The organism is Achromobacter denitrificans NBRC 15125 (genome assembly GCF_001571365.1).
GTDB lineage: Bacteria > Pseudomonadota > Gammaproteobacteria > Burkholderiales > Burkholderiaceae_B > Achromobacter > Achromobacter denitrificans.
Genome location: NZ_BCTQ01000038.1, coordinates 40,435 through 63,086 on the forward strand (window position 1 = coordinate 40,435; position 22,652 = coordinate 63,086).

The following is a 22,652-nucleotide window of genomic DNA, read 5'->3' on the forward strand; positions in this document are numbered from 1 at the left end:
TCGCAGATTCGTCCGACATTCGCGCTCTCCGGCTTGCTCTTTTTGCTTGCCGCGGCGCCCGGCGGGTCGCCATGCGCGGGAGACTTCCTTGCTGGAAACCAAGGTCGCGGGAGCCGCGGCGTTCGCGAAGTTCATGACGGTGCTGCAGGCGGTCGCCGACGCGCCGCAGCCGCCCACCGCCGCCGCGCTGGCGCGCAGCTGCGGCTATCCGCGCCCCACCGTCTACCGGATCGTCGCGGCCCTGGCCGAACAGGGCATGGTGGCGGAATCCGGCGGCGCCTACCGGCTGGGCCCCAGGCTGATGTCCCTGGCCAGCCGGGCATGGTCGCAGTTCGACCTGCGCGCCGCGCTGGCGCCAGAATTGCGGGCGCTGCGCGATGAAACCGGCGAAACCGTGCACCTGGCGGTTCCGGCCGGGCGCGAGATGACCTACATTGACAAGCTGGAAAGCCCCGGCCCGGTGCGCATGGCATCGCGGGTGGGCGCATCCGTGGCGCTGCACTCCAGCGCGGTCGGCAAGGCCTACCTGGCGGCGCTGGACGAGCCCTCGCGCGAGCGCCTGCTGCGCGGCCTGCCGCTGGCCGCGCGCATGCCCGCCACGATGACCAGCCTGCCCGCGCTGCGCGCCCAGTTGGACGAAACCGCGGCGCGCGGATACGCCACGGACAACGAGGAAAACGAAGCCGGCATCGTCTGCTACGGCGTGGCGCTGTGCGACGCGGCCGGGCGGCCCGTCGCGGGCGTCAGCGTCAGCACCTTGCTGTTCCGGCGCCGCGACGATCCCCACGCCGCCTACATCGAACCCTTGCTGCGGCTGCGCGACGCCGCCGCGGCCAAACTTGCCGTGCTGCCGGTTTCTCCCGGCGGCGCCTGACCGTCAGCCCTTGAGGAATTCCATGACCGCTTCCCTTGCCCCCAAGCTCGCCGCCCTGATGGCCGCCCGCGTCGTTCCCGTGCTGCGCTACACCGACGCCGCCACCGCCGCCTACGCGGCCGAAGTCGCCGTGGCCGCCGGCTGCACCACGCTGGAACTGACCTGGACCATACCCGGCGTCACCGACCTGCTGCGAGCCTTGCGCGACAAGCACGGCACCGCCCTTCAACTGGGCGTGGGAACGGTGCTGGACGAGCAGCAGGCGCGCGAGGCGCTGGTCGCCGGCGCCGACTTCCTGGTGTCGCCCGCGCTTGCCACCGAGATCGTCGACATGGCGCACGCGGCCGACGCGCTCTGCCTGCTGGGCGCGTTCACGCCCACGGAAGTGCTGGCCGCGCGCCGCGCCGGGGCGGACATCGTGAAGATCTTCCCGGCGGACACCGGCGGCCCCAAGCATCTGGCCGCGATCAAATCCGTCTATCCCGACACCCTCCTGTGCCCCACGGGCGGCGTCACCCAGGAAAACATGGGCGCGTACTTCGCCGCCGGCGCGGCGCTGGTGGGCATCGGCAGCAACCTCTACGACAAGGCGGCCTTCGCCGCCCGCGACACACCCGCCCTAGTGGCGCAGATCGTCCGCACCCGCGAGGCCGCCCATGGCTGATTTCGATATCGTCGCGCTGGGCGAACCGCTGGTCGAACTGAACCAGACCCACAAAGACCAGCGCCAATACCTGCAAGGCTTCGGCGGAGACACCTCCAACGCCGTCATCGCCGCCGCCCGCCAAGGCGCGCGCTGCGCCTACCTGACCCGCGTCGGCGACGACGCCTTCGGCCAGCAGTTCCTGGACCTCTGGCAGGCCGAAGGCGTGGACGTCTCGGGCGTTGAGGTCGATCCGGAAGCCCACACCGGTCTGTACTTCGTCCAGCACGGCCCCGACGGACACGCCTTCAGCTACCTGCGCCGCGGCTCCGCCGCCAGCCTGATGACGCCCGCCAGCCTCGACGCCGGCCTGATCGAACGCGCCCGCTTCCTGCACGTATCGGGCATCAGCCTGGCGATCAGCACCAGCGCCTGCGACACCGTCTTCGCCGCCATCGCGCGCGCGCGGGCGGCCGGCACCCAGGTCAGCCTCGACTCCAACCTGCGCCTGCGGCTGTGGCCGGTAGACCGCGCCCGCGCCGTCCTGCGCGAAACCATGCGCGCCGCCGACCTGTTCCTGCCCAGCATGGACGACATGCAGCACCTGACCGGCAACGACGACCCGGAACGCACCCTGGACTGGATCCGCGACGGCGGCGCCGCCGGCGTGGTCGTGCTCAAGCTGGGCAAGGACGGTTCCATCATCGACGACGGCGCCCGACGCCTCCCCATGCCCGCCCTGCGGGTGCAGGCCGTGGACGCGACCGGCGCGGGCGACTGCTTCGCCGGCAGCCTGCTGGCGCGCCGCTGCGAGGGAGATTCCTGGGAAGACGCCGTGCGCTACGCCAACGCCGCGGCGGCGCTGTCCACTCTGGGCTACGGCGCGGTCGACCCCTTGCCCCGCGCCGAGCAGGTCTGGGCGCGGCTGAAAGACGCATCCGCCTGAGCGCCCGCGCTTGTGGAAGAGGAGGGCGGACAGAGATCCGTCCCGATTTTCCAGGCGTCGGCCGGCGCAGGCGGAGCAGCGCCCGATTTGCCGTCATTGGCGCTCCCCGCCAATTTCAGGCTAAAATGCCAAGTTACCCGAATTTTCCGCCAGCCCAGTACCCGGTTGTGCGGGGTCGCCTTCACCGCACAATTTCATCAGGAGAGTAAACATGGCCGAACGCAAACGCGTGCGTCGCAACACCCTGGAACGCCGTTGCCTGGGCAAGGCTTTCAAGCGCTTGTTCGTCAAGTCGCCCAAGGGCGTGTTCAAGATGCTGGAAAAGATCAAGCGCGTCTAATCCACGCGCCGGGCTGAGCTCCGCTTCCGCCCCGATCCCGAAAAAACCCGCCAGGCCTGCGCCGAGCGGGTTTTTTTATGCCCCGGGCCGCGCGTATTGCCTCATTAACCCGGCTCAGCGAGAGCCAGGGCTATCCGCGCCTCGCCGGCCCTCAATCGATCATCAACCTTCCGGGCCGGCAACCTCATCCTGCGCCGGTCCCAGCTTAGGCAGGATGAAATCCATGAAAGCCCGCGTCTTGGCCGGCTGGATGCTGGACGGATACACCACGTAGATCGAAATCGGATCCACCGACCATCCCGGCAGCACCCGCTTCAGCGAATTCCGCTTGATGATGGGATCCAGCGCCTGACAGTGCGGCATCCGGGTAATCGCCAGATCCAGCCCCGCCAGCGTTCCCGCGATGCTCATATTGTTCGCCGCCAGGTGCCCGCTGACCGGCACGCGCTCGCTGACCGCGCCCCGGCGCAGCGTCCAATGCGAATGCGCATCGTCGATAGTGGTGCGCAAGCACTGGTGCTGCGTCAGGTCGCCCGGTGTCTTGGGTTCGCCGTAGCGTTCCAGGTAACGGTCCGAGGCATAAAGGAAATTGTCCAGCGACACCAACTCCTGCACCACGGCTCCGCTGTGCGACACCCCGTTGCCGTTGCCATTGCCGGCGTCCGCCGCCGACGACAGCGGATGGTCCGAGTCCCGGCCGAACCGCAGCACCACGTCGAACGGCGTTCCCTGCGCATCGGACGCCGTCAACATGCTCAGGTCGAACTCGCATTCGACCTCGGGATAGCGCTCGGTGAAATCGTTGATGGTTTCCGGCAGCAGCCAGATCGCCAGGCTGTAGGGCATGGACACCCGCAGATTCCCGGAAGGGCCGCCGGACAGCATCTGCAGCTGTTCGTGCGCCAGCCGCGCCTCGTCGATCAGGCCCTGGCAGCGGCTCATATAGGCCGCGCCCGCCTCGGTCAGGTCGAGCCTGCGCGTATTCCGATTGATCAGCCGCAGGCCGATCGCGCGTTCCAGCTCGTTGATGCGGCGCGACAAGGTCGACGTCGGCATGTTCAGCGCGCGCGCCGCCAGGCTGAAGCTCTTGCGCTTGGCAACCTCCACGAACAAGGCGATGTCATTGAGCTGGACGGGCGAGGCTTCCATAGGCATTCCGAATTTGGCCGCCCGAGTTTACGCCACTCGGCAGCGCCGCCCCAAGCCTGCGCAGGCGCCGCGGACCGGAATTGAATCCGGTTTTGTCAGATTTGATTGCAAATTCGAATGCCGCGCCATCGGTTCGCGCAGGCATATCCCCTAAACTTCAGGCGAACGCATAAAAACCAAGACCGCAGCGGTTGCATGAGGAATCGCAAAGGGGCACAGTGGGCATGACCGACACGCCAACATTTTTTACCGTACTGACGCCCACCTATAACCGGGCGGGCACGCTGCACCGGGTGTACGAATCGCTTTCCCGGCAGACTTTCCGGGGTTTCGAATGGGTCGTGGTGGACGACGGCTCCACCGACAACACCCATGAATCGATCCTGGACTGGCAGGCTCGCGCGGATTTCCCGATCCGCTATTTCTGGCAGAACAACCAGCACAAGAAAACGGCGTTCAACCGCGGCGTGCGCGAAGCGCGCGGCAAGCTGATCGTCGGCCTGGACAGCGACGACGAAATGCCGCCCGACGCGCTGGCCGTCTTCAAGGAAGCCTGGGACAGCATTCCGCCCGCGCGCCGCGACTCCTACGTGGCCGTCACGGGCCTGTGCGCGCGCCCCGACGGCAGCATCGTGGGAGACCGCTATCCGCAGGACGTGTTCGACAGCACGGCCGTGGACGTCTATTTCCGCTACCGCATCAAGGGCGAGAAATTCGGCTGTATGCGCACCGACATCCTCCGGACCTACCCCTTCCCCGAAGACGTGGCCGGCTTCGTGCCCGAAAGCTTGGTGTGGTGGGCGATCGCGCGCGCCGGCTACCTGAGCCGCTTCATCAACCGCGTCGTGCGCACCTACCACGACACGCCGGGCGGCTTGAGCCAGGGCGCGGTATCGGCCGCCAACAACGCCCAGGGCCTGTACCTGCTGGCCTGGGACATGCTGCAGCACCACCTGGAATTCTTCCGCTACCGGCCGCGCGAGTTCATCATGGCGGCCGCGCGCTACACACGCTTCCGCCTGCACCTGAAGCATTCCGGCGTGCCCACGGCCGTCCAGGCGTACCGGCTCACCCATCCCGTCGCCCGGTTCATGGTGGCGGCGATGTGGCCGCTGGGCTACGCGCTGTACCGCCGCGACCGGCGGCGCGGCGTCGCCTAGCGCTCGCGCCCGGGGCGTTTCCCGGCGCGCGGGAAGCCGCCTCAGGCGGGCGCCGCGGCTGGCGCCCCGTGGCCCAGCCCCAGATACACTTCCACCACCCGCGGGTCTTCCGCCACCTGGGCGGCCGGCCCTTCCAGCGTGACCGCCCCGGTTTCCAGCACGTAGGCGTAGTCGGCCACCTGCAGCGCGGCGCGGGCGTTCTGCTCGATCAGCAGGATCGACACGCCCATCTCCCGCAACCGCGCCACGATGCGGAAAACTTCGCGCACGATGCGGGGCGCCAGGCCGAGGCTGGGTTCGTCCAGCATCAGCAGCCGGGGCTTGGCCATCAGCGCGCGGCCCACCGCCAGCATCTGGCGTTCGCCACCCGACAGCGTGCCGGCCAGCTGCGCGCGGCGCTCCTTCAGCCGGGGGAACAGTTCATAGACTTCGTCCAGCGTCTGGCCCTGGTCGCGCAATCCGTTGCGATACCGGTGGAACGCGCCCAGCATCAGGTTGTCCTCGACCGTCATCTCGGAGAAGAGCTCGCGCTTCTCGGGCACCAGGTTCATGCCGGCCGCGACCATCTCCTCGATCTCGGCATGCTCTTGCCGCTTGCCGCCGAAGACGATCTCGCCGTTCGACGGCAGCACTCCCATGATGGCCGACAGCAGCGTCGTCTTGCCGGCCCCGTTCGGGCCGATCACGGTGACGATCTGGCCTTCGCCGACCGCCAGGCTGACGCCCGAGACGGCCTCGACCTTGTCGTAGGCCACGCGCAGGTCGCGCACTTCCAGCAGTTTCGCGCTCATCATTCCACTCCGCCCAGATAGGCTTCAAGCACCGCGGGGTTGTGCTGGATCTCGGCGGGCAGCCCTTCGGCGATTTTCTCGCCGAAGTCCATCACCACGACGCGGTCCACCAGCCCCATCACGAAATCCATATCGTGTTCGACCAGCAGGATGGCCATGCCTTCGGCGCGCAGCTTCTTCAGCAGGTCCGCCAGCTCGCACTTCTCCTGGTAGCGCAAGCCGGCCGCGGGTTCGTCCAGCAGCAGGAGGCACGGGTCGGACGCCAGCGCGCGCGCGATTTCCAGGATGCGCTGCTGGCCCAGGGCGAGAGAGCCGGCTTCGTCGTGCAGATGCTTGCCCAGGCCCACGCGCTCGACCTGGCGCGCCGCCTCGGCCAGCAGGCGAGCCTCTTCCGCGCGATCCAGCCGCCAGGCGGCCGGCATCACGCCGCGGTGGCCGCGCAGGTGCGCGCCGATCGCCACGTTCTCCAGCACGCTCATGCGGCCCAGCAGGCGCACGTGCTGGAAAGTCCGCGACAGGCCGAGCCGCGCAATCCGGCGCGCGCCGGCGCCGGCCACCGAATGGCCCAGCAGGGTCACCTGGCCGGAGGTCGGCGTGTCCACGCCGGAAATCTGGTTGAACATCGTGCTCTTGCCGGCGCCGTTCGGGCCGATCAGGGCCAGGATCTCGCCCGCCCGGATCTCCAGGTTCATGGCGTTGTTGGCGACCAGGCCGCCGAACTTCCGCGTCACGTCCACTGCCTTGAGCACCACGTCGCCGCGCGGCGGCATGGGCTTGCGGGGCAGGGGCTCGGCATTCATGTCCAGCTTGCGAACCTGCTTCTTCAGCGGAACGCAGCGGGTCAGGACGGGCCACAGGCCACTGCGGGCGCGATGCAGCAGCAGCACCATGCCGAAGCCGAAGACGATCACCTCGAAGTTGCCGGTCTGGCCCAGCAGGCGGGGCATCCAGTCCTGCAGCCATTGCTTGAGCACCGTGAACACGCCCGCCCCGACCAGGGCGCCCCAGACCTGCCCCGCGCCGCCGATGACGGTCATGAACAGATACTCGATGCCCATCTGCAGGCCGAAGGGGTTGGGGTTCACGAAGCGCTGCATGTGCGCGTACAGCCAGCCCGAGGCGCAGGCCTGAAGCGCCGCGATGATGAAGATCACCATGCGCGAGCGGGCCGTGTCCACGCCCATGGACTCCGCCATCACGCGGCCGCCCTTGAGCGCGCGGATGGCGCGGCCTTCGCGCGAATCCAGCAGGTTTTGCGTCGACCACACGGCCGTCAGCAGGAACGCCCAGATCAGGTAGTAGATGTTTTCGCCCTGGGTCAGCGGCAAGCCGAAAAGATGGATGGCGGGAATGTCCGGAATGCCGGTGTGGCCGCCCAGGCCTTCGACCGAGCCGAAGACGAAGTACAGCGACAGGCCCCAGGCGATCGTGCCCAGCGGCAGGAAGTGGCCGGACAGCTTGAGGGTGATGGCGCCCAGCAGGTAGGCGATCACCAGTGTCAGCGCCAGGCCCGCCAGCAGGGTCAGCCAGGGCGACGCGCCCAGCCAGGCCAGCCAGGACGGCAGGGTGTCCGCGCGGGTGGTGAGCAGCGCGGTCGTGTAGGCGCCCACGCCGACGAAGGCGGCCTGTCCGAAGCTCGTCAGGCCGCCCACGCCGGTCAGCAGCACCAGGCCCAGCGCCACCATGGCGTACAGGCCGATGTAGTTCAGCAGCGTGACGTAGAAAGGCGGCAGGACCAGCGGGGCGAGGGCCAGCAGCGCCAGGAACGCGAAGAGGATGTGGCGCGGATTCATTCGTCTTCTTCCTCGACGTGATGGCTTTTCAGTGAACGCCAGAGCAGCACGGGGATGATCAGCGTGAACACGATGATTTCTTTGTAGGCGCTTGCCCAGAACGAGGAGAAGGCTTCGATGAGGCCGACCAGCACGGCGCCGGCGGCGGCCAGCGGATAGCTCACCAGGCCGCCGATGATGGCGCCCACGAAGCCCTTCAGGCTGACCATGAAGCCGGAGTCGAAATACATGGTGGTGATGGGCGCGATGAGGATGCCCGACACCGTGCCGATCAGCGCGGCCAGGAAGAACGTGGCCTTGCCCGCGAAGATCGGAGAAATGCCCATCAGCCTGGCGCCCAGGCGGTTGAAGGCGGCGGCGCGCAGCGCCTTGCCGTACATGGAGCGCTCGAAGAACTGGTAGAGCACGATGATCAGCACGGCGGACACGGCCAGCACCCACAGCGCCTGGCTGTTCACGTTGAGCGGGCCGAGCGTGAGGCTGGCGTCGCTGAACGGCGCGGTGCGGGCGCCTTCCGCGCCGAAGGCGAGCAGGCCGAGCCCGACCAGCGCCAGGTGCACGGCGATGGAGACGATCAGCAGCACCAGGGTCGAGGCCGACGCGATGGGCTGGTAGAAGAGGCGGTACAGCTGCGGCCCCATCGGCACGACCAGCAGCAGCGTCAGCAGCGCCTGCACGGCCATGGGCAACTGGGCCAGCGGCAGGCGGTAGAACAGCGCGGCCAGCGCCAGCGGATAGGCCAGCTTGGCCGCCATGCGCCCGAGGCCGCGGTTACGTCCGGGCCGCTTGCGGCGCGCCATCAGGTCGGCAGCGACTTCGGCGACCGCGAAGGCGAGCAGCAGCCACACCAGCAGCACCGGCTTGCCGGCCTGCAGCGCCGCCATCGTCAGGGCGCCGAACGCCACGAACTCCCCCTGGGGGATGAACAGCACGCGGGTAACAGTGAAAACCAGCAGGATGGACAAAGCCAGCAGCGCATAGATGGCGCCATTGGTGATGCCGTCCTGCCCAAGAATCAGGGCAATCTGAGCATTCATGCGAAATTCCGGGTAAGACAGACAAGCACATCAGGCAGGTCACCCTTACATGCGCCGTGGGTGCCACCACGGAGCAGGCTCTGCGCACCCCAGCGGGATGCCGCGGATCCGGGCTCCGCCGGTCCGCAGGCATGCCCCCCTGGGGGGGAAGCGCGCAGCGCTTCGGGGGGGGGGCTACTTCACCAACGCCCAGTTGCCGTCCTTGACGGTGATGAGTTCGCGGCCGCGTTCGTCGAAGCCGCTATGGTCGGCGGCGGACATGTTGTAGACGCCCTGGGTGCCGACGAGCTCCTTGGTCTGTTCCAGCGCATCGCGCAGCGCGCTGCGGAATTCCTTGGTGCCCGGCTTGCCGGCCTTTTCGGCCAGCGGCACGGCCTTTTCCAGCAGCAGGCCCGCGTCGAAGACGTTGGCGCCGAAGGTGGCCGGCTTGGATCCATTGAGCTTCTCGTAGGCGGCGATGTAGTCGGACGCGACCTTCTTGGACGGATTGCTGTCGGGCATTTCCGGCAGCACCAGCATCAGGCTGGCCGCCAGCACCGTGCCTTCGACCTTCTTGCCGCCCAGCTTCAGGAAGTCGGGCAGGGCCGCGCCGTGGGTCTGGTAGAACTTGCCCTTGTAGCCCTGATCGAAGAGGGTCGTCTGCGGCAGCACGCTGGCGGCGCCGGGGGCGGCCACCAGCACGGCGTCCGGCTTGGCGGCCAGGATCTTCAGCGCCTGGCCCGTGACCGAGCTGTCAAAGCGCAGGTAGCGCTCGTTGGCGGCGATCTTGATGCCCTTCTCGGCGGCCAGGCCCGAGAAAACCTTGTACCAGTTCTCGCCGTAGGGGTCGTTCAGGCCGATGAAGCCGACCGTCTTGATGCCGGTCTTGGCCATGTGGTCGACCAGCGCGCGCGCGATGATGTCGTCGTTCTGCGTGGTCTTGAACACCCACTTCTTCTGGTCGTTCATCGGCAGCACGACCGCGGCCGTGCCGACCGGCGCCAGCATGGGCACGCCGGCCTCGGCCGCGAACTGGATCACGCCCATGGCGTTGGGCGAGCCCGAGGGGCCGATCAGCGCGTCCACGTTCTGCTCCGAAATCAGCTTCTTGAAGGCCGTGACCGAGTTGGTGGAATCGCTGGCGTCGTCCAGCGAGATGTATTCCACGGTCAGGTCGCCGATCTTCTTGGGCAGAAGCGGAACGGTGTTCTTCTGCGGAATGCCGACCAGCGCCGTGGGGCCGGTGGACGAGGTGACGACGCCGACCTTCACTTGGGCCAGGGCGGGCAGGGCGAACAGCGCGGCTACCGCGGCGGCAGCGGCCAGGGGGAGTTTCTTCGACAGCATGGCAAAACCTCCGGATAGGGAGCAAGGTGGGGGTGCGGCTGGAAAACGGAGAAAACGGGAACTGCTGGAATTGCTTGTTGCTTAAACTTTTCTTGAGCAGGCTCAGCACTGTAGACGTCGCCGCAGCGCTTACCTATCCGTCAAAACCCGAAGCGGCGCCCCGGGAATGGGCGCTCAGATGGTGATGGAGCTGACGCTGGCGCCGCCGCAGACGAACAGCGTCTGCCCGGTGACGAAGCTGTTGGCGGGATCCGCGAAGAACATGACGGCCCGCGCCACGTCGTCCGAGCGCCCCAGGCGCTTGACCGGGATGCCGGCGGCCAGCTGCTTTTCGCGTTCGCTGCCGGGTTCGATCACCTCGTAGAACATGTCGGTCTGGATCGGACCGGGGGCCACCACGTTGACCGTGATGCCGTAGGGCGCCAGTTCCAGCGACCAGGTGCGCGCCATGCCCACCATGCCGGCCTTGGTGGCCGAATACGCGGTGCGGGTCGGCAGGCCGAGGGCGCCGCGCGAAGACATCATCACGATGCGGCCGAACTTGCGTTCCTGCATCCCGGGCAGGGCAGCCTGCACCAGGCTGATGGCCGCGCCCAGGTGGATCTGGGTCAGGCCGTGCAGTTCTTCCTGGGTGACCTGCGGCAGCAGGTTGGGCCAGATGACGCCGGCGTTGTGGATAACGTGGCTGATGGGAAACCGCGAGGCGGCCTCGGCGCCCGCCTGCGCGGTAGCCGTGGCATCCAGCAGGTCGACCTGCATGTTGTGCAGGCGCGGATGGCTGAAGTCGGCGGCGCGGCGCGCCATGGAAATCACTTCGTAGCCTGCGTCCAGCATGCTGCGGCAGATCTCGGCGCCGATGCCGGCGCTGCCGCCGGTCACGATGGCGACGTTGGTGTGCGTCATGGATATCCCCTGTTGTCGTTGTCGTTGTCGTTGTCGTGCGGCCGGCTCAGGCCTTGGGCGCCAGCGCCAGCACGCGCAGCGGACTGCCCGAGCCGCTGCGGATCTTGAGCGGCGCCGAGAAGATCACCGCGCCGGTGGGCGGCAGCTGGTCCAGGTTGGTCAGGCATTGCAGGCCGTAGCGGTTGTTGCCGTGCATGTAGTAGTGGCAGGGATAGGGGGGATCGAGGTGCTGCGCCTGGCCCGCGTCGGTGCCGACCGATTCGGTGCCGAAGCCGTGCACGTCGCGCTCCTTGATCAGCCAGGGCACCACTTCCGCGTCCGGGCCGGGCGAGTGCGCGCCATCGGCCTGCAGGTTCAGGTACTCGGCGGGCTTGGCGCGCTTGGACCAGTCGGTGCGCATCAGCACCCACGACCGCGCCGGGATGCGGCCATGCCGCTCTTCCCATTTCTTCACGAAGTCGACGGTCAGCAGGAAATCCGGGTTGTCGCGCGCTTCGGGCGAGCAGTCGATCACGCAGGCGCTGGCGATGAAGGCCTCGACCGGGATGGTGTCCACGGTATTGTCGGGTTGGTCCTTGCCCGTGACCCAGTGGGCCGGCGCGTCGAAGTGGGTGCCGGTGTGTTCGGAGCACGAGAAATTGTTCCAGTACCAGGCGGGTCCGCGCTCGTCGTAGCGCGAGATTTCCTCGATGCGGAACGGCCAGGCCTGGCCGAACTCCGGCGGCAGCACGATGGTGGGGAATTCCGGCGTCAGCGTCTCGGTCAGGTCCACCAGGCGGATGCGGCCGGACACCAGTTCGGTCATGAATTGGGCAAGAATGTTCTGGCTCATGTGCTGTTCCTCTAGATTCGTGCGTTGTCGGGGAAGGGGCGGGCCGTCAGGCGCCCAGCTCCCGTTCCAGTCCCTTGGGGTTCTCCGCCAGCCGGGCGCGGAATTCCTGCGCGACATCGCCGACGTACACGTCTTCGATGCCATCCTTGAGCGCGCGCACGATGGCGGCGGCGATCGCCGCGGGCGCCACCCGCGGGGGCGGCGTGCGTTGCTCCCATTCGTGATCCACCGGCCCGGGGAACACGTTCATCACCCGCACGCCCGCGCCGCGCATCTCGGCGCGCAGGCACTGCGCCAGGGACAGCGCGGCCGCCTTGGACGCCGACCACATGCCGCGCGAGGGCAGGTTCATATGGGCGTAGATGGACAGCACATTGACCCAGGCCGTGGCGCTGTTCACGCCGTCCGCGGCGCGGCCGCACAGCGCCGGGCCGAAGTTCTGCGCCAGGCGCATCAGCCCCAGCACGTTCACGTCCAGGGCGTCGCGCGCCGTGTTGACGTCCTTGCGGTTCAGCAGCCCGCCTTCGCGCTCCTGGTCGGCGGTGTTCACCAGGATCTCGACCTTGCCGCCGATGGACGCGGCGACCCGCTCGACCGAATCGGTATCGGTCACGTCGAGCACCACGGCCTGCACGCGCGGATCGGCCGCCAGCGCGTCGAAGGCGGCGTCGCGCTTCCACGCTTGCGGATCGCCCAGGAACACGGTCGGGCAGCCGGCTTCCAGCAGGGCGCGCGCCACGGCCTGGCCCACCGCCGATTTGCCGTCGGTGACGAGCGCGCGGCGGAATTTCGGATCGCACGAGGTTTCGCGCAGGGTCTTGTCGTCTTCCATGTTCGGCGTGTTCCTTTCAGGCAGGGCGATCATCACGGCCTGGCCGCCGCGGTCCAGCTTCAGCGCCAGGCGCACGGGGGCGCCGTCGACGCAGTCCTGGTGCACGTGCGCCACCACCGATGGGCCGGCGGTCATGCGCACCGTGCCCACCCGCCAGGGCAGGCGTTCGCGGAAATACAGGTCGTTGCTGTGGTGCAGGACGGTGCTGACCAGCAGCACGCCGCTGGGGTCGGCCGGGCGCCACGGCAGGTGTTCGGACAGGCAGTGGCCGCAGACTTCGCGGGGCGGATACTGGACCGCGCCGCAGTCGGCGCAGGTCTGCAGCTCGAAGCGGCCCTCGGCGGCGGCGGCGGTCAGCCCCAGCGCGCTGCGGCTGCGCCAGCCGGGCGGCAGGGTCGGCTGGCGGGTGCGGGCGATGGGGTTCTTGCGGGGCGGTTTGGCCAAGGGTTCAGTCATGCGTCGCTCCTGGCCAGGATGGCCGCGGCGGTGCACAGCCCGCGGTCGTAATTGATCATGCCGAAACCGCTGACCATGCCGAGGCGGGCATCGGCCACCTGCGTCGCGCCGGCCGTGCCGCTGAGCTGGCGCAGCGCCTCGACCAGCCCCAGATAGCCGCCGGCCGCGCCGGCCTGGCCCACCGACAGCTGGCCGCCGTTGGTGTTGAAGGGAAAGCTGCCGTCCACGGTGAAACTGTTGCCGCGCACGAAATCCGGCGCCGCGCCTTTCGGACAGAAGCCCAGGTCTTCGATCTGCATCAGGTTGATGACGGGGTAGTCGTCATAGGCTTGCAGGAAATCCATGTCGCCCGGCTGGGCGCCGGCCTGGCCGTACAGCTCGTCCAGGTCCAGGGTCCATCCGCCGCGCGTCTGGATCGGGTCCTCGATCCAGGCGTTGTGGCGTTCGATGGTGGAGAGGATGCGGGCGTAGGGCAGGTTCAGCGCCCGCGCCCGGTCTTCGCTCATGACCAGGAAGGCGTCGGCGCCCGCGCAGGGCATGACGCAATCGAACAGGTGGATCGGATCGGTGATGACGCGCGCATCCAGGTACTGGGCGAGCGTCAGCGGCTTTTTCATCAGCGCGTGAGGAAAGCGCAGCGCGTTGTCCCGCTGCGCCACGCAGAGCTTGCCGAAGTCCTCCCGGGTGGCGCCGGTCGCGCGCATGTAGTTGGCGGTCAGCAGCGCGAAGCTGGCGTTGGGGCCGCCCGCGCCATAGGGGTAGACGGCGTCCTGCGCGAAGCGCGAGAACTGGCTGACCGTGTTGCGGAACGAGTCCACGTGGTTGGTATCGCCCGCGATGCAGGCCACGACGTCGGCATCGCCGGCCTGCACGGCGCGGGCCGCGCGGCGCAGGGCCGCCACCCCGCTGGCGCCGCCCATGGGGATGTGATCCAGCCAGCGCGGGCTCATGCCCAGGTGCTGCACCAGGCCGACGGCGGTGTCGGGCGCCAGGGTGAAGCTGGAGACGCACAGCCCGTCCACGTCGGTCTTGGCGATGCCGGCCCGCCGGATCAGCGCGCCCAGCGCGCGGCCCAGCCACCAGTGGGCGGCATGCGTGGAATAGCGTTCGTACGGAATGGTGACGGGCAGGGCCGCCACCACGCCGTCATAGCCCCGGCGCCCCTTGCTCATCGGACGGACTCCTCGCGCCGCGCCGGCGCCGCGTCCGCCTGGGGGCGTTTTTTCATGGCGCAGGTGTCCACGCAACGGGCCCTGCCCGGCAGCGTGGGCGCCAGCGCCTTCATCTCGCCGCGCTGGATCTTGTTGGTGGTGGTGAGCGGCAGGCTGTCGACGAAGGCGACGTAGCCGGGGGCCTTGTAGTAGGCCAGCTGCTCCAGGCTCCATTGCACGATGCTGCGGGCCGCCTCGGTCATTTCGGCGTCGGTGACCGGCCACTTGTCGGGCACCACGCAAGCCAGCACTTCGTCGCCGCGCACCGGATCGGGCACGGCGGCCACCGCCACCGCCTTCACCAGTGGATGCTGCATCAGCACGCTCTCCACCTCGACGGCCGAGATGTTCTCGCCGCTGCGGCGGATCACGTTCTTCTTGCGGTCCACGAAGCGCAGCGCGCCGTCGGCCTCGCGGCGGACGATGTCGCCGGTATGGAACCAGCCGTCTTCCCAGGCCTGCGCCGTGGCTTCCTCGTCCTTGAGGTAGCCGGCGAAGAAGCCGTAGCGGGGATCGTCGCCCGCGTGGCGCACCAGCAGTTCGCCCGGCTCGCCGGTCGCCGCCTCGTCGCCCGCGTCGCTCACGATGCGGACCAACACGTCCTCTTCCTCGCTGCCGAAGCAACTGCTGCCGATGTGGCGCGGCTCCCGGTTGGCGATGATGACGGCGCCCGCGCCGGTTTCGGTCATGGCCCAGGCCTCCAGCAGCGGAAAGCCGAAGCGCGCCTCGAAGGGCTGGTGCAGCTTGCGGTCCACTCCCGCGCCGAAGCCGAAGCGGATGGCGCGCTGGGGATCGTTCGCCGACGGCTCCGCCTTCATCAGGATGGCGGGCATCACGCCCAGGTAGTGCAGCACGGTGGCGCGGGAGTCGCGCACGCTGTCCCACCAGGTCTTGGGATGGAATCGGTCCAGCGGGATCAGGCATCCGCCCGTCAGCACCATGGCCATGGCCGAGTACGCCATGGCGTTCATGTGGACCAGCGGCAGCGGCGTCAGCATGCGTTCCTGGCCGGGACGCAGGGCCGCCAGGCCGCCGATGCGCGCGTACCAGCCGCCGGCGTGCAGGAAATAGCGGTTGGGCAGGATGCAGCCCTTGGGCCGTCCGGTGGTGCCGGACGTGTAGAGCAGGGCGCACTCGGTCAGAACGTCGGGCTCGCTGCCGGCCAGCGGCGCGGCAAACGGCGAGGCGGGCGGCATATCGTCCGGGCCCATCACGCGTAGTTCGCGGCCGGCTCGCTTCGCGGCGGCAAGCAGGTCGGCGTGGCGTTCGGGCAGCGCCACGGCCAAGGCGATCTCCGAATGGCCCGTCAGGTATTCGAGTTCGGCCGCGCGCAGGTCGGGATTGATCGGCACGACCGACACGCCCAGCGCATTCAGCGCGAACCAGTGCAGGAAGAAGGCGGGGCGGTTTTCCAGCAGCAGCCCGGCGCGGTGGCCGTGCCCGTAGCCGGCGCGGGCGTAGGCGGCGCGCAGCGTTTCGATGGCGTCGGCGGCCTGCGCGTAACCCAGTTCGCCGGCTTCGACGCCATAGGCCCGCGCCGTTTCGGGCAGGATGCAGAGGAAGGGCTGGGCGCCGTGGCGGGCGGCCGTGACGCGGAATGCCTGATGGACCGTGGTGCTCACAAGCCGCTCCTACATAAACAATTGGATATTGCCGAAGGCCGCGTCGCAATTGACGAGGTCGACGCGCTTGAGCCGGATACGCAACACGCCGTCCTGCTCGACCAGGTGATGCGTGGTCCAGCCGGCGTACAGCGTCTGCGCGTCCAGCCGCGTCTCGACATAATGGAATGCGGTGCGCACCACGTGCCGGCCCTCGGCGGGCGCGGCTTCGGGATGATCGCGTTCGATGGAGGGCGCCTGCAGCAGGTGATGGCAGCGGCTCTTGGGCTGCTGCGAGAACGTGCGCTGGCCGGCCAGCCGCTCCACGCGCACGCGCAGCAGCAGCTTGTCCTCGTACATCAGCGAAGCATGCAGCCTGGGGTCGGTCTGGCCATGGGCCAGCGGCATCCAGTAATGGCCGTCGTCGGTGTACAGGTTGAGCCATTCCTCGAAGCGCAGCTCGTCCAGCATGCGCGCTTCGGCGTAGACAAAATCGATCAGTTCACGGTCGCTTGCGCTCATACCGACTCCGGTCCGGTCATGTAGCGGCCCCATGCGCGGTACTGGTTGCGCATCTGCCATTCGTTGGTGCCATTGGTGGTGACGTTCTTCCGCGCGGTTTCGTCGGGCGAGTACAGCCGGCCCACGTTGACCCAGTCGCGCGCCCGCGAATGCAGCCCGTCCTGCGCTCGCTCGTACATTTCCAGGTCGTCGTGGCCGACCACGGAAGTGGGGGCGTTGATGAGGCGGTTGTACATGAGCGTGCGTTCGAGCAGCAGGTCGGGCGCGCCCACCAGGCGGAAGGTCCAGGACTCCACCAGGGTCCGGTCCGCCGCGATGGGCTTGAAGATGCGCAGGGTCTGGATCGGCCCCTTGACCATGATGTTGGGGAAGTACACGGTGTTGTGGCGCACGTCGCCGAGGATCTGCTTGGCGCGTTCCTCGCCGTAGGCCGCCACCATCGCGTCCCAGTACCCGGGGATGCCGGAGTAGGAGGCGTGGATCGAGTCGGACACGCCGGTGTGGCCGTGGCCGTTTTCCCACACGCGGATGCCCATGTTCTCGAAGAACTCGTAGGGCGAGATGAAGGGCGCGAACAGTTCCACGGCCATGGGCTTGGGCGTGCCTTCCGGCGCCTGTTCCCAGACCTTCACGGCGGTTCCGGCCGAGGATTCGTGGGCGACCATGGGGTGGCAGGTGTCGGTCTGGTTGTCGACCAGCATCTTCCAGTTGCAGCGGTGCATGTAGCGCAGCACGCCGCCGGCCACTTCCAGCCGGCCTTCCGGCGAGCGGTCCACCATGTTGTCCAAGGTGGACAGCGATTCGCCGAAGAAGTCCTCGAAGGACTGGCCTTCCGGATTCAGCCGGCAGAACACGAAGCCGCGATGATTCTTCACGTCCTTCACGGCGGCCATGCCCTGGCTGGCTTCGCAGTTTTCCAGGCCGGTGTTCTCGTAGCCCTTCTTCAGCGGGATGGACAGCAGGCTGCCGTCCGTCTTGAAGGTCCAGGCGTGGTACGGACAGCGGAAGAACTTGCCGGTATTGCCGCAGGCGTCGCCCGCCACCATCGTGCCCTTGTGCGGGCAGCGGTTGTGCAGCACGCGCACGCTCTTGTCGCTGTGGCGCACCATCACCACGGGCTGGTTGCCGACCGTGGTGGTGATGTAGTCGCCGGGGTTGGGCACCTGGCTGTCGTGGCCGACGTAGACCCAGGTGTTGGCGTACAGGCGCTCCATCTCCAGCTCGAACAGCTCCTGGTCGATGAACAGGTCCTTGTGCACCTCGGTGTCTCGCAGCAGGGCGCGGATGGCGTCGGGGTTGTCGCGGTATTTGCTCATGGTGGCGCTTCCTTGCGTCGGGGCTACAGGTCCAGCACCAGGCGCGCCGATTTCGCGCGCGAGATGCAGATCTGGATGATCTTGCCGCTGGCCTTCTCGGTGTCCGACAGGTAGTAGTCGCGGTGGTCGGGCTCGCCTTCCAGCACCGTGGCCTGGCAGACGCCGCATTCGCCGCGTTTGCAGTCGTACATGGGATCGCAGCCTTCTTCTTCCATCACGTCGATGATGGTCTTGTCGGCGGGGATGGTCAGCACGCGGCCGGACTGGCGCAGCTCGACTTCGAAGGGCTGGTCGCCGGCCTGGGGGGCGGCCGTGGTGAAGAGCTCGAAGTGGATGTGGGCGTCGGGCCAGTGGCGGGCGCGGGCGCCCTGGATGACCGCGTCGATCAGCCCCTTCGGGCCGCAGACGTACAGGTGCTGGCGCGGGGAGGCCGAGGCCAGCAGCGCCTGCAGGTCGAAGCGGCAGGACGGGTCGTCGTCGGCATGCAGGGTCAGGTCCTCGCCCGCCAGCGCCTCCAGCTCGGGCCGGAAGGCCAGCTGGTCTTTGCTGCGGCCGCAGTAATGAAGATGGAAGGCCCGGCCGGCGGCTTTCAGCGAGGCGGCCATGGAAGCGACCGGCGTGATGCCGATGCCGCCCGCGATCAGCACCACGGGTTCGTCGCCGGCCGGCGATTCGTGCAGCGGGAAGTCGTTCTTCGGGCCCTCGACCATGAGCGCGTCGCCTTCGGCCAGGGCGTGCATATAGCGCGATCCGCCTTCGCTGGTTTCCTCCAGGCGCACGCCCAGCCGGTATTCCGCGGGGTCGGCGAAGCGCCCCGCCTCGGGCGCCAGCTGCACCAGCGAATAGCAGCGCGGTTCGCGCAGGCCGGGCACCGATATCTTCAGGTGCGCGCCCGGACCGAAGGCGGGCAGCGCGCCGCCATCTTCGCGGACCAGCCGGAACGAGCGGATCAACGGCGATTCCTGCCGGACTTCCCGAACGATGAGTTTCAATGTTTGCACGGCGTTTGTCCCTATCGGTGTTCGGCTCAGGCCGCCAGCTTTTCAGCCAGCTGGCGTTCCATGGGGCCGCATTTTTCGTTGGCCAGGGCGGTGTCGCGCAGCGCGCGCAGCGTCGCGGCGGCGTCGGGCCGGCCGGCCAGTTGTTCTGCCGCGGCGATCAGTTGGCGGTACTTGCCGCCGCCGCGCACGTGCGTGTCGCTGTAGCCCTTGACCAGGCGCCGGCAGTTGACGGCTTCGACGGCCAGCGCGTAATCGCGCGGCGCCAGTTTCGCGATCAGGTCCAGCCACTGCCGCAGGCCGGCGGCCTCGGCCTGGTGGCGCAGCGTGCCGCGGCGGAAACGCCGCATGCCGGCCAGCGCGTACAGCATCAGGAAGCCGCCCAGCGTGCCGCTCTGCATGCGGCGGCCGTGGCCCAGGCGGCGCGCGACGAAGCCGCCGAAGGCCTTGGATCCTTCCAGCCAGCGGCCCAGTCCGGCGGGCAGCGTGCCGCAGATCTCCTCCAGCCGCGGATGCATGAATTCCGTGGTGTAGACCAGCTGGTCCGGGCGCGCGCCCACTTCCTCGCGCACGCGGTCGAAGCGCGTGCCCCGGGTTTTCAGGTCGGCCACGCGGATCACGTCGTCGTAGGCCATGGCCGTGGCGACGTAGCGGGCGGCGGCACAGGTCAGTGCCCACTGCTGGCCTTCGCCGCCATGCGCGGCGTCCAGGTCGCGGATCGCCTTCATGTGGCGCAGGTAGTCGCGGGCATAGGCCAGGTCCTGGAACTCGATCTGGCGGCGCGCGCCCACCGCCAGCATGGGCTGGGCACAGGCGGGGAAGTCGCGCTTGATGGCGTCCAGCAGGGCCTGCGTCCTGGGGTTGGCGGCGACGTCGGGCAGGGCCGGCACCGGCCGTTCCAGGTCGATGGGGGCGGGCTGCGCGGGCGCCTGGGCGGCCGACTCGAAGCCCAGGGCGAAGGCGCGCAGGCTGGCGTCCACGCCCAGGCCGGCGCGCCGCACCGTGGCTTCGAAGTCTTCGCGCGCGAAGGGCAGGGCGCCGCTGCCGGCCACGGCGCCGAACAGGCTGGCGCTGATCACGCTGCCGGCGCGGTCGGCCAGGGCCTGCAGGTCGAAACAGAGAAAGCGCTTGGCGGCGGCGCGACCCGCTTCCAGCACCTTGTTCGGGTCGGCGATGCCGTTGCCGGGCGCGGATTTCTCGCTGACCGCGTAGCTTCGGTGCGAAGACGTCAGCAGCACCGTGCGCTCGGGCGTGACCAGGCCGCGCTGGATCGCGCGGCCGCCTTCCATCAATTCCGCCGCCACTACCAGGTCCACGTCGCCGGGGGTGGGCATCAGCGCCAGCGCCGGTTGCCGGCCGGCCCGCTGCACGTCCGACTCGGGCAACAGTTCCAGGTAGTAGATCGTGGCGCCGGTGCGCTGGGCCACGCCGGGCACCGACGTGGTCTGCGCCCACCAGCCGGCGTGCTCGGCCATGTCGACGATCCAGTCGGCCAGCACGCCGCCGCCCTGGCCGCCCATGGCCAGGATGGCGATCTTGATGGGGTTGCCTTGCTGCATGGGCACCGGTTTCATGGAACGCGTGTCCTTAAAGTGCGTTATTGGCCAGGCGCGCCGCGCGTCGCCGTTGCAGGAAGCCGATCACGGCGCCGCGCATGCGCGCCAGGTAGCGGTCGCGTCTGGTGGGGTTGTGGACGATGTCGGCGCGGTAGAACGAGGGGCACAGCACGGCGGCGTGGGCCACTTCGCCGCAGTTGCCGCAGCCGACGCAGCTGCTCTCCACGTGCGCGACCGGGTCTTCCTTCAAGGGGTCGCCGCTGTCCTTGACGGTCAACGAGGGGCAGCCCGACAGCCGGATACAGGCGTGGTCGCCGGTGCACACGTCGGGGTCCACGCCGAAGCGTTCCTTGACCGCGCGCTTGCCTTCCTTGACCGCCTTGTTGAACAGCGGCTTGATGCGGCGCTGCTTGTTCAGCATGCATTCGGACTGCGCGATGATGACCTTGGGGCCCTTGACCTCGGTGGTCAGCGCCTCTTCGATGGTGGCGCGCACCTTGGCCACGTCGTAGGTCCGGTCCAGCGTGCGCACCCACTTCACGCCCACGCCGCGAACGGCCTGGTCGATGGGGTTGTTGGTCGAGCGGTCCGGATTCTCGGCGCGCGACGACAGGATGTCCTGCCCGCCGGTGGCCGAGGCGTAGAAGTTGTCGACGATGACGATGACGCCGTCGTACTTGTTGAACACCGCGTTGCCGATCCCCGAGGCCAGCCCGTTGTGCCAGAAGCCGCCGTCGCCCATGATGGAAATGGGGCGCTTGGCCGCGGGCACGTTGAAGGCCGCCGCGCTGGAGGCGCCCAGGCCGTAACCCATGGTGGTGGCGCCCAGGTTGAAGGGCGGCAGGATGGAGAAGAGGTGGCAGCCGATGTCGCAGGAAATGTGGTGCTGGCCCAGCGTTTCCTGCGCCAGCGTCAGCGCCGAGAAGATCGGCCTTTCGGGACAGCCGGTACAGAAGCCCGCGGGCCGGGGCGGCACCACGGCCGCCAGGCCCTCCACGTGCTTGTGGAAGGTGATGGGCTGCTCGGCCGGCCGGGCGGGCTTGGGGCGCGTCAGTTCGGTGATTTCCAGCTGGCGCTCGGCGGCCGGGGCGTCGGCCGCGGCGGCGGGATGCGTCTGCAGGGATTCCGGGCGGTTCCGCTTGAGGAATTCGCGCAGGCCGTCGCGCATGACCTGGGTGGTGTATTCGCCCGCCATGGGCAGCACGTCCTTGCCGGACAGGCGCGTGTCCACGCCCGCGCGGCGCAGCACGGCATGCAGGTTCTGCTCGATGTAGTCGGGCTGGCCTTCTTCCAGCAGCAGCACCGCGCGCTTGCCGCGGCAGAAATCGACGACCTCGTCCTCGATGACGGGATAGGTCACGTTCATGACGTAAAGCGGAATGCGGCTGTTGCCGAAGTTGTCCGCCAGGCCCAGCAGTTGCAAGGCGCGGATGACGCCGTTGTACAGGCCGCCCTGCAGGATCAGGCCGATATCGTCCTGGTCGCCGTCGAAGTGTTCGTTGAGCTTGTGCTCCTTGATGTAGCGGATGGCGGCGGGCCAGCGCTCCTTGATTTTCTCCTGCTCATGCAGGAAGGAGGCGGGCGGCAGCACGATGCGGCTGGTGTCGCGGGCCGGGCTTTCCAGCGCCTGGGCCAGCGAGAACGCCGGACGCTTGTTTTCCTTGGCGACGAAGCGGCCGTGCACGTGGCAGCCGCGGATGCGCAGTTGCAGCATGACCGGGGTCTTGCTGGCCTCGGACAGTTCGAAGCCGTCCTCCACCGCCTTGACCATGCTTTCGAGGTTGGGGCGCGGATCCAGCAGCCAGATCTGCGACTTCATGGCGAACGCATGCGAGCGTTCCTGCATGATGGACGAGCCTTCGCCGTAGTCTTCGCCCACGATGACCAGCGCGCCGCCGGTGACGCCGCCCGAGGCCAGGTTGGCCAGGGCGTCGGACGCGACGTTGGTGCCCACCGTGGATTTCCAGGTGACCGCGCCGCGGATCGGGTACATGACCGATGCCGCCAGCGTCGCGGCCGCCGTGGCTTCCGAGGCGCTGGCCTCGAAATGCACGCCGAGCTCCTGCAGGATGTCGTTGGCGTCGGCCAGTACGTCCATCAAGTGCGAGATCGGCGAGCCCTGATAGCCCGCGACATAGCCCACGCCGGATTGCAGCAAGGCTTTCGTGACGGCGAGAATGCCCTCTCCACGGAACTCTTCGCCCGCGCCGATGCGCAACTGCTGGACTTCTTTCTTGAAAGACCTTTCAGCCATCTAGAACTCCTTCCCGGCCCGGCCCGCGGGTCCTCAAGCGTTGCTGCTGCGCAGCATCGTGACGTCAGGAAAATCTCATCTAAAAAATACTTTAGGAGTCAACGTTTTAGCT

Annotated in this window: 20 protein-coding genes; 5 read left to right on the forward strand and 15 right to left on the reverse strand. The window is 68.3% G+C overall.

Going from position 1 to position 22,652, the window contains the following annotated elements; all coding sequences use genetic code 11:
• Positions 1 to 88: 88 nt before the first annotated feature.
• The 4 genes from ADE01S_RS24965 (at position 89) to ADE01S_RS32195 (ending at position 2,803) form a co-directional block, all read left to right on the forward strand.
• A complete protein-coding gene (locus ADE01S_RS24965; protein ID WP_062684438.1) occupies positions 89 to 874 on the forward strand; it encodes an IclR family transcriptional regulator in 786 nt (261 codons plus the stop codon).
• Between the two features lie 22 nt (positions 875 to 896).
• Positions 897 to 1,538: a bifunctional 4-hydroxy-2-oxoglutarate aldolase/2-dehydro-3-deoxy-phosphogluconate aldolase gene (locus tag ADE01S_RS24970; protein ID WP_062684439.1), complete on the forward strand. Its 642-nt coding sequence runs from the start codon at positions 897 to 899 to the stop codon at positions 1,536 to 1,538.
• Positions 1,531 to 2,463 (forward strand): sugar kinase, encoded by a 933-nt coding sequence (locus ADE01S_RS24975; protein WP_062684440.1) that lies wholly within the window; start codon positions 1,531 to 1,533, stop codon positions 2,461 to 2,463. Before ADE01S_RS24970 ends, ADE01S_RS24975 begins: the two co-directional genes overlap by 8 nt.
• A gap of 211 nt (positions 2,464 to 2,674) precedes the next feature.
• The gene (locus ADE01S_RS32195) at positions 2,675 to 2,803 is read left to right on the forward strand and encodes a hypothetical protein (RefSeq protein ID WP_006226408.1); all 129 of its coding nucleotides are present in this window, start codon (positions 2,675 to 2,677) and stop codon (positions 2,801 to 2,803) included.
• Positions 2,804 to 2,965: 162 nt separating this feature from the next.
• Here ADE01S_RS32195 and ADE01S_RS24980 read toward each other — a convergent pair whose 3' ends face one another.
• A complete protein-coding gene (locus ADE01S_RS24980) occupies positions 2,966 to 3,952 on the reverse strand; it encodes a LysR family transcriptional regulator (RefSeq protein WP_062684441.1) in 987 nt (328 codons plus the stop codon).
• Positions 3,953 to 4,176: 224 nt separating this feature from the next.
• On the opposite strand from ADE01S_RS24980, the gene ADE01S_RS24985 reads away from it, so the two are divergent.
• The gene (locus ADE01S_RS24985; protein ID WP_062684442.1) at positions 4,177 to 5,112 is read left to right on the forward strand and encodes a glycosyltransferase family 2 protein; all 936 of its coding nucleotides are present in this window, start codon (positions 4,177 to 4,179) and stop codon (positions 5,110 to 5,112) included.
• Between the two features lie 41 nt (positions 5,113 to 5,153).
• Here the strand turns inward: ADE01S_RS24985 and ADE01S_RS24990 are convergent, their stop codons facing one another.
• The 14 genes from ADE01S_RS24990 to ADE01S_RS25055 form a co-directional block, all read right to left on the reverse strand.
• Positions 5,154 to 5,903, reverse strand: coding sequence for an ABC transporter ATP-binding protein (locus ADE01S_RS24990; protein ID WP_062684443.1), 750 nt, complete (start codon positions 5,901 to 5,903; stop codon positions 5,154 to 5,156).
• A complete protein-coding gene (locus ADE01S_RS24995; RefSeq protein WP_062684444.1) occupies positions 5,903 to 7,696 on the reverse strand; it encodes a branched-chain amino acid ABC transporter ATP-binding protein/permease in 1,794 nt (597 codons plus the stop codon). The genes ADE01S_RS24990 and ADE01S_RS24995 overlap by 1 nt, the downstream gene beginning before the upstream one ends.
• Positions 7,693 to 8,733, reverse strand: a complete 1,041-nt coding sequence (locus ADE01S_RS25000; protein WP_062684445.1) for a branched-chain amino acid ABC transporter permease — start codon at positions 8,731 to 8,733, stop codon at positions 7,693 to 7,695. The genes ADE01S_RS24995 and ADE01S_RS25000 overlap by 4 nt, the downstream gene beginning before the upstream one ends.
• A gap of 174 nt (positions 8,734 to 8,907) precedes the next feature.
• A complete protein-coding gene (locus ADE01S_RS25005) occupies positions 8,908 to 10,059 on the reverse strand; it encodes an ABC transporter substrate-binding protein (protein ID WP_062684446.1) in 1,152 nt (383 codons plus the stop codon).
• A gap of 174 nt (positions 10,060 to 10,233) precedes the next feature.
• The gene (locus tag ADE01S_RS25010) at positions 10,234 to 10,962 is read right to left on the reverse strand and encodes an SDR family NAD(P)-dependent oxidoreductase (protein ID WP_062684447.1); all 729 of its coding nucleotides are present in this window, start codon (positions 10,960 to 10,962) and stop codon (positions 10,234 to 10,236) included.
• A 46-nt stretch (positions 10,963 to 11,008) separates the two neighbouring features.
• Positions 11,009 to 11,794, reverse strand: coding sequence for a cyclase family protein (locus tag ADE01S_RS25015; protein WP_062684448.1), 786 nt, complete (start codon positions 11,792 to 11,794; stop codon positions 11,009 to 11,011).
• Positions 11,795 to 11,840: 46 nt separating this feature from the next.
• Positions 11,841 to 13,082 carry an SDR family NAD(P)-dependent oxidoreductase gene (locus ADE01S_RS25020; RefSeq protein ID WP_062684449.1) on the reverse strand — a complete coding sequence of 414 codons (1,242 nt, stop codon included), beginning with the start codon at positions 13,080 to 13,082 and terminating at the stop codon, positions 11,841 to 11,843.
• The gene (locus ADE01S_RS25025) at positions 13,079 to 14,254 is read right to left on the reverse strand and encodes a thiolase family protein (RefSeq protein WP_062684450.1); all 1,176 of its coding nucleotides are present in this window, start codon (positions 14,252 to 14,254) and stop codon (positions 13,079 to 13,081) included. Before ADE01S_RS25025 ends, ADE01S_RS25020 begins: the two co-directional genes overlap by 4 nt.
• A complete protein-coding gene (locus ADE01S_RS25030) occupies positions 14,251 to 15,915 on the reverse strand; it encodes an AMP-binding protein (RefSeq protein ID WP_062684451.1) in 1,665 nt (554 codons plus the stop codon). The genes ADE01S_RS25025 and ADE01S_RS25030 overlap by 4 nt, the downstream gene beginning before the upstream one ends.
• Positions 15,916 to 15,924: 9 nt before the next feature.
• On the reverse strand, positions 15,925 to 16,416 hold the full coding sequence (locus ADE01S_RS25035) for an aromatic-ring-hydroxylating dioxygenase subunit beta (protein WP_062684452.1): 492 nt from the start codon (positions 16,414 to 16,416) through the stop codon (positions 15,925 to 15,927).
• On the reverse strand, positions 16,413 to 17,732 hold the full coding sequence (locus ADE01S_RS25040) for an aromatic ring-hydroxylating dioxygenase subunit alpha (RefSeq protein ID WP_062684453.1): 1,320 nt from the start codon (positions 17,730 to 17,732) through the stop codon (positions 16,413 to 16,415). Before ADE01S_RS25040 ends, ADE01S_RS25035 begins: the two co-directional genes overlap by 4 nt.
• Positions 17,733 to 17,755: 23 nt before the next feature.
• On the reverse strand, positions 17,756 to 18,733 hold the full coding sequence (locus ADE01S_RS25045; protein ID WP_062684454.1) for a PDR/VanB family oxidoreductase: 978 nt from the start codon (positions 18,731 to 18,733) through the stop codon (positions 17,756 to 17,758).
• A 26-nt stretch (positions 18,734 to 18,759) separates the two neighbouring features.
• Positions 18,760 to 20,304 (reverse strand): indolepyruvate oxidoreductase subunit beta family protein, encoded by a 1,545-nt coding sequence (locus tag ADE01S_RS25050; RefSeq protein WP_062684455.1) that lies wholly within the window; start codon positions 20,302 to 20,304, stop codon positions 18,760 to 18,762.
• 13 nt (positions 20,305 to 20,317) lie between these two features.
• Positions 20,318 to 22,540: a ferredoxin family protein gene (locus ADE01S_RS25055; RefSeq protein ID WP_062684456.1), complete on the reverse strand. Its 2,223-nt coding sequence runs from the start codon at positions 22,538 to 22,540 to the stop codon at positions 20,318 to 20,320.
• Positions 22,541 to 22,652 lie beyond the last annotated feature (112 nt).